The sequence below is a fragment of the Shewanella sp. YLB-07 genome (assembly GCF_009377275.1).
Genome location: NZ_VOQB01000015.1, coordinates 78,236 through 91,297, shown reverse-complemented (window position 1 = coordinate 91,297; position 13,062 = coordinate 78,236). Strand labels below are relative to the sequence as shown.

Annotated in this window: 11 protein-coding genes; all 11 read right to left on the bottom strand. The window is 45.4% G+C overall.

Annotation, left to right across the window (positions count from 1 at the left end; all coding sequences use genetic code 11):
• Nucleotides 1-92: 92 nt before the first annotated feature.
• Nucleotides 93-1,838, bottom strand: coding sequence for a GspE/PulE family protein (locus FS373_RS25735; RefSeq protein ID WP_322619568.1), 1,746 nt, complete (start codon nucleotides 1,836-1,838; stop codon nucleotides 93-95).
• Nucleotides 1,835-3,031, bottom strand: a complete 1,197-nt coding sequence (locus FS373_RS25730) for a tetratricopeptide repeat protein (RefSeq protein ID WP_152830897.1) — start codon at nucleotides 3,029-3,031, stop codon at nucleotides 1,835-1,837. The genes FS373_RS25735 and FS373_RS25730 overlap by 4 nt, the downstream gene beginning before the upstream one ends.
• The gene (locus FS373_RS25725; protein ID WP_152830896.1) at nucleotides 3,028-3,936 is read right to left on the bottom strand and encodes an ExeA family protein; all 909 of its coding nucleotides are present in this window, start codon (nucleotides 3,934-3,936) and stop codon (nucleotides 3,028-3,030) included. The genes FS373_RS25730 and FS373_RS25725 overlap by 4 nt, the downstream gene beginning before the upstream one ends.
• Nucleotides 3,937-3,939: 3 nt before the next feature.
• Nucleotides 3,940-5,643 carry a pilus (MSHA type) biogenesis protein MshL gene (gene mshL / locus FS373_RS25720; protein ID WP_144044599.1) on the bottom strand — a complete coding sequence of 568 codons (1,704 nt, stop codon included), beginning with the start codon at nucleotides 5,641-5,643 and terminating at the stop codon, nucleotides 3,940-3,942.
• 6 nt (nucleotides 5,644-5,649) lie between these two features.
• Nucleotides 5,650-5,979, bottom strand: a complete 330-nt coding sequence (locus FS373_RS25715) for an MSHA biogenesis protein MshK (RefSeq protein WP_144044598.1) — start codon at nucleotides 5,977-5,979, stop codon at nucleotides 5,650-5,652.
• A complete protein-coding gene (locus FS373_RS25710; protein ID WP_144044597.1) occupies nucleotides 5,960-6,616 on the bottom strand; it encodes an MSHA biogenesis protein MshJ in 657 nt (218 codons plus the stop codon). Before FS373_RS25710 ends, FS373_RS25715 begins: the two co-directional genes overlap by 20 nt.
• Nucleotides 6,613-7,218 (bottom strand): PilN domain-containing protein, encoded by a 606-nt coding sequence (locus FS373_RS25705; protein WP_144044596.1) that lies wholly within the window; start codon nucleotides 7,216-7,218, stop codon nucleotides 6,613-6,615. Before FS373_RS25705 ends, FS373_RS25710 begins: the two co-directional genes overlap by 4 nt.
• The gene (locus FS373_RS25700) at nucleotides 7,215-8,165 is read right to left on the bottom strand and encodes an MSHA biogenesis protein MshI (protein ID WP_144044595.1); all 951 of its coding nucleotides are present in this window, start codon (nucleotides 8,163-8,165) and stop codon (nucleotides 7,215-7,217) included. The genes FS373_RS25705 and FS373_RS25700 overlap by 4 nt, the downstream gene beginning before the upstream one ends.
• A 332-nt stretch (nucleotides 8,166-8,497) precedes the next feature.
• Nucleotides 8,498-10,408, bottom strand: coding sequence for an RNase E specificity factor CsrD (csrD, locus tag FS373_RS25695; protein WP_152830895.1), 1,911 nt, complete (start codon nucleotides 10,406-10,408; stop codon nucleotides 8,498-8,500).
• Nucleotides 10,409-10,689: 281 nt separating this feature from the next.
• A complete protein-coding gene (locus FS373_RS25690) occupies nucleotides 10,690-11,937 on the bottom strand; it encodes a malic enzyme-like NAD(P)-binding protein (protein WP_144044593.1) in 1,248 nt (415 codons plus the stop codon).
• A gap of 176 nt (nucleotides 11,938-12,113) precedes the next feature.
• Complete coding sequence (locus FS373_RS25685; RefSeq protein ID WP_152830915.1) at nucleotides 12,114-12,950, bottom strand: thermonuclease family protein; 837 nt, start codon at nucleotides 12,948-12,950, stop codon at nucleotides 12,114-12,116.
• Between the last annotated feature and the right edge of the window lie 112 nt (nucleotides 12,951-13,062).

The window sequence follows — 13,062 nt, the reverse complement described above, 5'->3', positions numbered from 1 at the left end:
TTTGCCATCATGATTATTCAAGTCATTTCTTACACTACGGATAAGACTGCCACTAATATTTGCCATCATGATTATTCAGGTCATTTCTTACACTATTGATTAACCATATCTACCGACAATGGAATTTGAGACTCGGTCACATCTTCGACTAGCTTGGCTACCTCTTCGATAGTAGTCATCCCCTCTGCCAGGTATTTAAGTGCAGATTCTGCTAAAGGAGTGAAATTAGGACTCTCTTTGGCCGCATTGGCAAAATCTTGTGGGTTACCGGACCGCATGGCTTCTACCATAGGCTCATCTAATTCAAGGATCTCGAACACACCGATACGGCCACGGTAACCACTGCCATTACAGCTCTGGCAACCCGAGCCAATCTTTAATTTAGCCTGTGAGAAGTCCAAATGACTGACCGAGTTTAACCAGACACTGTCTTGCGCCGTTAGCTGATAATCAACGGAGCAATTCTGGCACACTCGTCTCACCAATCGTTGAGCAATGATGACCCTTAAGGCACTCGCAACTAAGTAGCTCGCCGCGCCCATATCGAGCAGACGCAGCGCACTCGTTACCGCATCATTGGTGTGTAAGGTCGACAACACGAAGTGACCGGTTAAGGCGCCTCGAAGGCCTATCTCAACTGTCTCCTGATCTCGCATCTCACCCACCATGATGATATCTGGATCTTGACGTAGTGTGGTGCGCAGCACATGGGAGAAGTCTAAGCCAATTTTATGATTGACCTGAACTTGGTTAATACGCGGTAGCTGATATTCAACCGGGTCTTCAACTGTGATAATTTTTCTGTCTGCGGTGTTGAGCTCACTCAATATGCCGTACAGGGTGGTGGTCTTACCGCTACCCGTTGGCCCGGTCACCAATAACATACCGTGCGGGCGCTTAATCTGCTTTCGAATTCGCGCTAAAATCTCCGGCGGCATACCCGTTTCATTCAGAGTCAGTAAGCCAGCGGATTGATCGAGCAGACGCATCACCACAGATTCACCATGGTAAATAGGCATGGTCGACATACGCACATCGATCTGATGTCCTTTAATCTCCATATGAAATCGGCCATCCTGCGGCAGACGTTTCTCGGAGATATCCAGGCCAGCCATCAGTTTTAGCCTCAGAACTAAAGCCGCGGCAATACTCACTTCTGGCAAAATATTCTCATGTAATTGGCCATCGATACGTTGCCTGATACGTAGTACCTTCTCACCAGGTTCGATATGGATATCCGAGGCCCGCATCTGCACTGCATCTTCGAAGATGGACTGAAGTAGCTTGACGACAGTGGTTTCATTATCACTGTCACCCTCGGTGAAGCTGGCAAGATCAAACTGATCATCGGCGGCATATTCCTCTTCGAGCTTACCCGCAATCTGTGCTATCTCATCGGTACGCCTATAGAGATTATCGAAGGCGTCCAGCAGTTGACTCTCGGTCACCACGGCAATCTTCAATAACTTAGGCAGCAACTGCACCTCAAGGTTATCCATGGCCTGTAAGTCGGCCGGGTCGCTCATGGCAACCAAGACACTATCGCCATTATCTTCGACGACCAGCGCACGGTAACGTCTCGCTTGAACTTCTGGCAGCAAGGTGACGACTTCGTTGGAAATGGGGCGCTTACTGATATCGATAAATGGAATATTCAGCTGTTGAGAGAGAAATCGTAGCAGTTGCTCTTCAGTGATAGAGTTAAGGTCGATCAGTGTGCGGCCCAATTTTTTGCCACTACTTCTCTGCTCGGCTAACGCTTCCAGTAGCTGAGCCTCACCTATGATCTGTTCCAGAACCAGAAGATCACCCAGACGCATCTTTAACTTCGGTTTCACTCGCTCTCTCCTAACTGGACTAGTCTATTTTCAATATATTCGCTCGCCTGCTTAGATAAGCCGTCTGCTGACAAGGCTTGTCTGTAGGCCTGCTTGGCTGAATCATATTTCTGCTGTGAATCCAAGGCATAGCCAAGCCCCATCCACCATCTAGCCTGACCGGCCTCTATGCGTAATAATTTTCGGTAGCTTTCTTCGGCCAATTGATAGTTGTCGCTCTTCTGTGCCAAGCTAGATTGCATGGTCCATTTTTGCTTGGCCCGTTGGCTTGCATCTGGGATCTGCTCCAGACTGGACATGGCCAACTTAATATCACCAGAGGCTTGCTGTACTCTGGCGAGCAAGAAGGGGTAATCGTATTCCTCGGGGAAAAGAGCCATGCCTTTTATCAGCATGTCACTGGCTGAGTCGAGACGACCCTGACCGTAATAAAGAGCCGCGAGCTTTCGTCTAGCCTTGTGCATCACTGGAGTTAACGCCAATACTTCGCTGTAATAGACGATGGCATCGCTTAGCAAGCCCTGATTCTCAGCTTCTGTCGCCAGACGATACCTTCTCAGAGCAAGCTGTTCATTGGAAACTTGCACTTCAGTGACTGCCATCGAACTGGGCTTAGATGCAACGGGGGAAACTCTAACGAGTGTAGGATTTTCGGTGGTATCAGGTTGAATAACAGGCTTAATTATATCCTCTGGAGCGGTTGTTCTCACTAGTTTTACATCACTATCGACCACTTTCAGATTTGCTGATAAAGGCTCTTCCGATCCTTCTATCGAAGATACTGATCCATCGCCTGATGTTACCGCTTGAACCGACTCAATCTCAACTTGGCTAGCTAGCTTACTAACCCTCGTTTCATCTTGCATTGAAGATGAAGGAGCATCTACCGCAACGACTTTAGCCTGCTCCAGTTGAGCATCTGATTCGCTACTCTGAACTTCTGTAATTGAAGTAATATCAGATTCTGCGACATTCGATAGGGCATTTGATGACCCCTGCTGAGAATTAGACAAGGCTTGCCAGCTATACGCTATTCCAGATAGCAGTATAACGGAGACAATCGCCAGCAATATCCAAGGTAGCTTTGAGGCAGACTTAGCCTGATATTGTACCGGGGCAACGTTTAGGTTTTCCAGATCATGGGATTGCTGACGTTTATCCAGATCTTTAAGCATAGAATTGATAACGCTCATACACTGGCTCCATAAAATAGGTGTACCCCTAGCCCGCTAGTCACAGATATGAGGCTCAAGCTCATAAACCAAAACCATCTAGCCCTATAGCTAAGTTTAGTATCTTGAGTGTCAATGATGGCGCCTTTAACGTGACGGTATTCGACTCGCTTGGCACCCTCACCAAAACTCAATAACAGGGCCTTGTGAGCTAAAATATTTATCAATCTGGGGATCCCTTTCGATGCAGTTGCCAACACTCGCGTATTTTTATGGTCAAATAATGGCTGACCCACACTACCTGCGACTGATAGCCTGTGCTGAACATAGGCATCGGCTTCATCCAAGGTCAGTGGGCGCAGGCAGTAACTGAAGGTGATCCTCTGTCTCAACTGCCTAAAACTGTGTTGATTTAATCTTTCATCCAACTCAGGCTGAGCAAACAGCACCACCTGTAGCAACTTGCGACTCTCGGTCTCTAAGTTTGTGAACAGGCGCAGTGCTTCCAGGCTCTCATCGGGAAGGGCCTGAGCCTCATCCAAAACCAGTACAATTGAATGGCCATGGGCGCACAGAGCAAGCAATTGTTGCTGTATAAGTCCGGTAAGTTGTATCTGATCGATATCGGCGGAATATTTAAGCCCCAGTTCTAGCGCAACGGCCCAACGCAATTCCGCCGGAGATAGATAGGGGTTAGGTAGATAAGCACAATGAAAGCGCTGTGGTAGCTCATTGATCAACTTGCGGCAGATGAGGGTTTTTCCCGTACCAACCTCGCCGGTCACCTTGATAAAGCCTTCACCCGTCTGCAACGCAGTCTGTAATACCTGCAACGCCTCGACATGAGGCGCGAGCCCAAAGAAAAACTCGGTATTTGGGGTAAGTGAGAAAGGCGTTTCCGCTAACCCAAAATGTTGCAGGTACAAAATTTACTGCCCTTGTTCTGTTTCATCTTGCGCTTCTGGATACCAACGATCTAACAGTTCTTTAGAGCGCTGTAGCTCCTTCTTCCAGGTATCGGCACCCACTACGGTAGGTTTTAATAAGATAACCAGTTCCGTTTTTTTCAATGATTTAACACGGTTCGTAAACAGTTCACCAAGCAGAGGAATATCGCCTAACAATGGAACCTTGGAGACCAATTCTATGTTCTCACTCTTCATCAAGCCACCAATCACCACCACATCACCACTTCTGGCCATGATAACGGTATCCGATTCACGAATATCACTCTGTGCCAAAGGTAGCTCCAATGTGCTATTAGAGATTTTAATCGTTTTAGTCTGCTCCTTGATATCGATAACCGATGGGTGAATATGCAGTAATACATTACCCTCCCCATCGATCTGTGGCGTCACATCCAGAGCGATACCGGAGAAAAAGGGCGTCAATTCGACTTCAGGTGTCGTTATTGGTGTAGTGCCAGCAACAGTAGTTGACGATACATCGGTCACAAAATACTCATCGGTGCCCACCTTAATAACGGCCTTTTGATTATTTAATGCCGTAACACGAGGACTCGATAGTACATCTACATCACCTTGGGTATCGAGCAGACTGATCATGGCGGTAAAATTGGTACCCGATAGCTTGAGTGAAGTCACCCCGCCAATCACGCTGGTGATCTGATCCGATAAACCTTCTCCAGCAGGTTCCGATGTATCAAATTTAATATCGGTATCACCCACATGGCCTAAGACATTCTGCCAATTGATCCCTTGCTGATAGCCATCAGATAAAGTGACTTCTAAGATCTTAGCCTCTATGATCACCTGCCGCTGTAGATGAGTCTCGGCAGTTTTCAAGAAGGTGCGTACCTGCCTCAACTCATTTGGATATGCTCGAACAGTAACTAACCCTGCTTGGGGAGTAATAACGACCTGACGCCCACCACCAGTGTTGCCCACAATCGATACCAAGGTCTTTTTTAGCTCTCCCCAGAAATCACTCTTAGTCGTCGAGCGAATGAAGGTACCATTAGTCGTTTCATTACTACTATTACTACTCGAACCAGAACTGTTATTGGACGAGCTATTACTGTTATTACTGTTGCTGTTGCTATTGTTGCTACCCGAACTCGAATTGTTATTATTATCTGAAATACGTCCCGAGTTCACCGACGTCAAAGACAGACCATGGCGCTCCATGTACAGGTAATTCAATGGGAATGTCTCGGTGCGCATACCGGCGGGATAGATACGTAAAATTCGCCCCACACGACTGACTTCATAGCCGTAGATATCTTCGACGACTTGTAGCGCCTCGCTCAATGTGACCCCTTTTAACGACAAAGAGATATTACCGCTCACATCAGGATGCACGGCAACACTCAAGGGTGTACCTTGTACCAAACTGGGGAAAAATACCTTAGCATCAACGTCATGAGCAGACACATCGAAACGGCGCTCGGCTTTCCGGCTCGGTGCTAATCCTGCAAGTAACTCAGCAGAAGCGAGTTCCTTCTGAATAGACTCAGGCATTTTCGCTGGAGGAGGCGTGCCCTGTTTACTAGATTCTGTTTGTACCGACTCAGCCAGTGCCTCTTTAGCGGCCACCGGCTCTGGTCTATTGGTTGTTTGACACGCAACCAATAACAGAGTTAACAGAGGCGTAATAATTTTTAGCGCATTCATTTGTATTTAATTTTCCTTTGACTCTGTTATCACTTGGAACATGGTGAGTTTACGACCATCTGATAATGAAACTGAATTAATCTCAATAGCAGTGATATTCACCCCTTGTACCCGATCCCCGACTTCGAAGATTTCATTATTAATCACAGCGCGGGATACAGGTCCAGCCTTGATCACACTATTGAGTATCAAGTCACTGCTATGACTCGAAGCTACAGACGCGATAACCAGTGCCCCATAACCCGGCCTTGTCGGATCCCTTAATGTCTCAGCCTGAGTGCTAGTCACAAGCAACATCAGCAATGCAATGAGCGGGCTAACCTTGAGTAGCGACACTGATAAAGTCCTTATTTATGCTTAAGGTATAAAGTTCCAGCACGACACTCGCAATGGGATACTCATCGACCTTATAATCTATTTCTTTCCAATACAGCTTGCTGGGCATTCCCTCTACGGCTTCGATAAACTTAAGCACCGAAAAGTAATCTCCCTCCAGAGTCAGACGGATCCCATGACTGTATAGATTCATCTTCTTATCATCCCCAATGGCGAGCAAGGGAGTGGGTGCTATCGATTTGAATTCGTGCAGTGTGATGCCAGTGACTTTCCCCAGCAATTCACTCAATAACGCAGGCATATGATTAGCGGGAACCATATCTACCATCTGAAAAGATAGCTGATCATCTAAATCGGCATCTTGCCGCTTCAACACCTTCAAACGCTTGTTATATTCATCATTAGGATTTTGCGCTAATCGCTGCTGATACAGATCAATCTGCTGCAATGAAATCTTATTCTCACTGGCGATAGCTTTATTCTGCCTAGCAAGAGACTGATGCTCTAACAATAATGACTCTAACGGGAGGTAGCACAGCATACCTATCACAATCAAGGCCGCACTCGCCACCATGACTCTTTCTCTTTGGGTCAGTACATCAAATCGAGCGGCCCATTCATTCCATTGCTGCTTCACTTGGCCTCCTCGGTTTCCGCCTTGCTGGTCAAGGTAAATGCTAACGGTTTACCCTCACCCCGACTCATTGCCATCGCCGCAAATGCGTGACCTTTCAGAGTTTCTGTCGACTTTAGGCGTTCAACCCACAGAGGAACGCTATTGGGCGCCGAGCTAAAACCCTCGAAGATGAATTCATTATTTTCAACTCTGATGCGGTTGAGCCAGATATTGCTATTAGCTACACGAGCGAGATCTTTAAATAACATAGAGTATCCATGACTCGTAAGCGCTTCTCGCTGACTCAGCTCACCTATGAGCATCTGCTTGAGTTCAATTTGCTGAGTGAGAAGTTCCACTTGGTCCACGAGTTCGGCATCGGGTGCACGTTTTGCCATTGCCGCTTCGAGGGATTTTTTCTGCTTATCCAGGTTAGATTTTTGCTTAGCAAGTACAAGCTTATCGGCCTCGAGCCCTGACACTAAGATGTAGCTCGCTGAGCTTGCCATAGCAAACAGAACAAGCATAAAAACCAATACCTGAGCCAAACGCTTAAAGCTAAGCCTTTGCACCGGAGGCAACAAGGTATCTGAATACAGATTGACTCTCGTCTTCAACGTCATACCTGCACTCCTGATTCTCTGGACTCGTCACGGTGAAACTCACCACAGGTCAGCAGGGCAATCTTAGCCTCAACGGTATCAACAGGAATCGCATTGACCTTCTGGTCAAAATTGGCACTCACTAATTCAGAGAGTTTATCGACTTGACCATTAATCAATAGTTCAATCGAAACCACAGGCGCCTGACGCAGTTGACTCTCGAAATAATCCATAGAACGCTGTAGTTCTAAACTTAAACTATCGGCCATCCCCATGGCTAAATCATCGACGCTAACGGTATCTAACTTGTCAAAGCCCCGCACGCGTCGCTGCATATAAAGCTGCCCCTGTTTTACTACGGTCAGCAATAATTCCTGCCCGGGGGTATGACACAAAACCAACTTGGCTTGATTATCTTTGGCAAAGAGGCTGGTAACAGCCATCTCTTCGATGCTTATGCCTAAAACTTGCATATGATGCTCTTGAGCTGCTAATACCATAGCGGATAATCTTGCCTTCTCGGCAACGACAACACTTAACTTAGCACTATTGGGCAAGGGTGAATCAAAGTAATCAATATGGATATCGGTTACTGCGTGAGTCACCATATCTTTGACCGACCAAAGTAATGCCTGAGACATCTCACTGGGCTCTACGTTGGGTTTGTCGACAATTAACAATTGATAAAATGAAGAACTCAAGGTGATGTGCAGCTTGGCGGGTTTGAATTGCTTAGCAATCGAGGCAAACACACCGGACCAATTTGAACCATTAAACGCAAATTCGTGAGTAATACTTTCGGTTTCAACGCCCTCGCCGACATGAGGTTCGGTTTCGATAGACGAGATGACATCAGGGTGCTTAGCTTGGTACACGACAAGCTTATCCTGACAAACGTAGATGCCAAGCTCGAGTTTCGACTGCTTGTTTTGCCAGAAAGCCAATCTAGTTAAAAGACTTTTTTCCATTTAAAAAATGTCCATAATCTCATTTATCATATGCCAACTCATACCTTAGATTTAAAGTATTGGAATCCATAAAACTTGAGCTATATTCGCGAAGTGACAAGATGGTGCCCATCAATAATCAACAAACCAAGCAAGCGTCAAAATACTTACACTCATTGTAGCGGCTAATCTGCTAATTTTATAGAAAAAACACAGAATGAAACGTTCACCGAGTGATTTGTATCATCTAAGCTGAAATTTCACACTCCCCAAGCTAAACATGAAACATTTGTTAAACAAGTTGACTGAGGGGGAGTTTGATTTTTGGCCAAGTCAATATTTTGTACCTTGGTTTATATTTCTTCAACTGGCTCACTGAACAAGTTTCCCTGTCCGGCACTAACACCTAAAATTTTCAGGGTCTGCCACTCCTCGAAAGACTCTATTCCTTCGGCAAAGACCTGAACATCAGTTCTATATAAACCACCGATAAGACTTCTCACAAACAACTGATTTTCTTGACGAAGATGTATTTGAGTCACGATTGAACGATCCAGTTTGATCAGATCGAAATGACACTCTTTGATGTATTGAGTACTGACTACCTGCTGCCCCACGCGGTCGACGCATAAGCTTGCGCCCATTTTCTTAATCATATCGAGTCTGGATTTTAGCTGCTCCTTATGATGCACGACTATATCCTCATTGATCTCGAAAATCAGCCAGGGAGTGAGATGTCGATACTCTAACAGGGTCGTTTTAAGCCAGCGGATAAATGCCCTACTCATCAGGGTGTCTAAGCTGAGATTGATGCTGAACTTAGTGGTTCTGCCCTTAGGATCACAGAGGAGATCGAACAACACGGTCTCAATAACCTGACGTTCAAATTGAGGTGTCAGACCACATTTTATCGCCATAGGTATATACAGCGTTGCTCTAACCAGGTTGTTTTTATTGTCACGTATTCGACTGGATATCTCTAAGTGGTGAATTTCCATATCACTGTCGACCACAGGCTGGGAAAAGACCACTAAACGTCTATTTACCAGAGCATACTCGAGAAAGCTGCGCCACCTAACAGACCCCTTCGCCAACTCCTCATCCACGGCCCCTTTATCATACATAAACCAGCCACTGGTTCCCTGAAACTGAGCCGCCCTAAGGGCTCTCTCTGACTCATCGAGTAACTGCTCCTTACTGTCACCGACTTTAAAGTAGGCTGCACCTATGTGGAAAAAATCTTCGCTGTTCTCTGTCTCGGGTACGTTTTGACTCAAGCACACCTTGAGTAATTTAGCGGCTAATTTTTCAACGTCTTTTAAAGAGATTTGAGGAACGACGATGGCGAACTGATTGAAAGAACGACGAGAAAAAATACTGTTAGCCTGACTGTCCAAGATCTGATTAATATCGCTAATCGTCTGATGCAACATCTCATCTATAGAGTCATCACCAAGCTCTTGCTGCAGCAGATCCATATCTTCCATCTCGAGTAAAAACAGCACACCAGGAGCCATCATACCTTTATCGTTACTCAAGGCGTCGAGACGATTCTTGAGAAATAGCCGATTTCCTATCCCAGTTTCCGGATCCAAAAACGTATTTGAGCGGATAAATTGATCGAATCTAGCTCTATGCTTCTCTGCATCATCTAGCTCTAATAATAGATGTGTCAGGGCACGATTTATCATTCTCGGCCTGCCATCTCCTCTCTCGGCTAAGGCCTTATCATATTCATTCTCTAGAATCAGTTTACTGCGCACTGCCAGATCTTCTATGCCCTGTAGCTGTATCGATAACCATCTGTGGCCGAAGAAAACAAACACAGAGATAGAAAGTAAGCCAATAACTAAGATGGAGAATTCATACCAGGAAAGTGAGTACATTTTAAATGGCTGAGGTAAGGTGATCACTAAGATGAGATTGTCAGCCTTGAGCAGCTGCCTCTCATAGGTGATCATCCCTGCACCAAGTTTTTCAGGTCCATACTCGTAGAGTATTTGACCTTCGGCGCGCAAGGTCAAACTCACAGTGTTATACGCGGTTAAGATGGAGGGGAGCCAGGTAGAGAGTGCTTTATTGTTCTCATGCTCATAATGATGAATGAGCATAGACTCGAGTTCAGTTACCTTCTGCTGTTGAAATTTATAGGTCAATTGCGTGAAGCTGACTAGGGCAACAAGCAAAAATATAAATGCAACGGCTGCCAAAGAAAGTAGCCAAAAGCTGGTCAATTTATTAGTTAAAAGTCGTGTCAGTTTCATTATCCGCTTCCTGCAGAATTTATTATTCTTATTAAAATCGAAAGCGAGCCTAAGCTTATGACAACTGAATTCGATTCATCGTTTAGAAAGTCGTTTAACACTAATGTATAAAATCAGCATATAAAACCAGAAAATGAGCTCTATCTAAAATTCCACAATACAAACAAATCCCCCTCGCTACAATCTTTGAATGATTTTCAAGCAGAAGATCAAATTGAATGGCCTAAGATTACAAAAACAAAAAAGGGCCCAATGGCCCTTTAAATACTACCCAAACAAGCTTAGCTCATGTAGTTTTCCGGTAATTCAGTAATCACAGCAACACCCGAATCGATTGCCGCTTGGGCCACGGCTTTAGCCACATTCGAGAGTAGACGAGGATCCATAGGCTTAGGGATCACATAGTCAGGACCGAAGCTCAAGGACGTCACATCCGGATACGCAGCGAGTACAGATGCTGGAACCTCTTCTCTCGCTAAGGCTGCAATGGCGTGTACAGCTGCAATCTTCATTTCATCATTGATTTTCGATGCACGCACATCCAATGCACCGCGGAAGATAAATGGGAAACAGAGTACATTGTTCACTTGGTTAGGGTAGTCACTACGTCCCGTACCCATGATCAAATCATTACGAACATTATGAGCTATTTCTGGTCTGATTTCGGGGTCCGGGTTTGAACAAGCGAAGATTACCGGCTTTTCAGCCATCATGGCGACGTCTTCAGCGCCCAGCACATCGGGACCCGATAGGCCTAAGAAGGCATCGGCGCCCTTAATCACGTCTTGCAGAGTACGCTTGTCAGTATTATTAGCAAATAATGCCTTATACTCATTAATATCTTCACGGCGAGTGTGGATAACGCCTTTTCTGTCGAGCATATAAACATTTTCACGCTGCACGCCACACTTAACCATCATGGTCATACAAGCAATTGCTGCCGCACCGGCACCCATACAAACAATGACAGCTTCTTCGATAGACTTACCCTGGATCTCTAAGGCGTTGATCATACCTGCGGTGGTCACAATTGCCGTACCGTGCTGATCGTCGTGAAAAACGGGGACACTACAGCGCTCAATAAGCGCCTTCTCGATCTCGAAGCACTCTGGCGCCTTGATATCTTCCAGGTTAATTCCACCGAATGTATCGGCAATCGCTTCAACCGTATTGATAAACTCTTCTGTTGTACGATGCTTAACTTCAATATCTGTCGCATCTATGTTCGCAAAATGCTTGAACAGCAGCGCCTTACCTTCCATCACAGGCTTAGAAGCCAATGGGCCTAAGTTACCTAGACCTAAGATAGCCGTACCATTGGTAATCACAGCGACGGTATTGCCTTTGGCTGTATAGCGATAAGCATTATCCGGGTTCGCGGCGATTTCCCGCACAGGCTCAGCAACACCCGGGCTATAAGCCAGGGAGAGATCTAAACTAGTTTCGGCGGGTTTCGTCAGGCTAACTGCAGTTTTTCCTGGTACGGGGAACTCATGGTAATCGAGGGCTTGTTGGCGAAGATCTGACATTTTTTTAATCCTGAAAATGCGTCGGGTTAACTTATCTATGAGGTCTATTTTAGCAAGAAATCAGGTCCACCTTATTTGGTGCTCACCTAAGGGGCTAAAGTGGGTACGATACTTTAAATGTCACACTTTTTAAACAAGATATTAGTAAAATTCAACTGAAGCCTGCAATTGTCGCTCTAAGGTCTGTTTTGCAAACTTATCTGTGATGGATGGGAGGCGATCAACTGCCATTTTTTGTAGGAATAATACAACGTACCACGGGCAATAACTGAGGTTTCAAGCAGTTTCAGGTTCAAAATGTTGCTAAACTTACTAGAATCTTCTCTAGGTATACCAATATAGAATTTGTTATCCAAAATTAACCATAAATGCTGACCCTTTCTTTCAAAACCGGTCACAACACCTCTTACCTCTCCCCAGTGGTTTAAATCATCACGCGTTAGCTCATCGACTGACCTAGCCCGATAATCTGGATGAGACCAAAGGCCTAGCTTTTCATCTCGCGCTGTCAGTTCGACATCGTTGAAACATTCCCAAAAATAGTCATTCTGATACACATGAGTCTTCGCCAATCCCATTTGTAACAAAATTTCCTGTAAGTGCTCCCCGGTTTCCGTATAGACATAAGCTAAGGTTCTCCCGAAAGGATCGAGTTTCTTACGATCGAAAAATAAATTGAGCCTTTGGCCTAGTTGCAGTTTTCTTTGTAAAAAATGGCGCGCCTCTTGGGCATAGGGCTGTGACAGTTCGGGGGATTGAAAGTCTATCTCCGGTGAATCGATACCAATCAAACGCACCAAACGACCATCCTTCAAGGTAAGTGTGTCACCATCGTTGACATATTCAAGCTCAACTTGCTCATCAAAACTTTGTGGCACACACAGGCTTTCTGATGCGAGAGTATCTTGGATATAAAGCGATTGAATTGTTATGAATACAAACAGAGCAATTGGCGCCATTCTCTGCTGGATCTGCGCTCTGTGAAAAATCGGACTCAGCCTTAAATTAATCATCACAGTATCCCCTCAAACAGAGCCACGTTTGCATTGGTGCAACCTAGCAGTACTAATTCGTAGTACTAGAGGAATATAACAGATTAATCAGGAGTAGGCAGAGATAAGACTA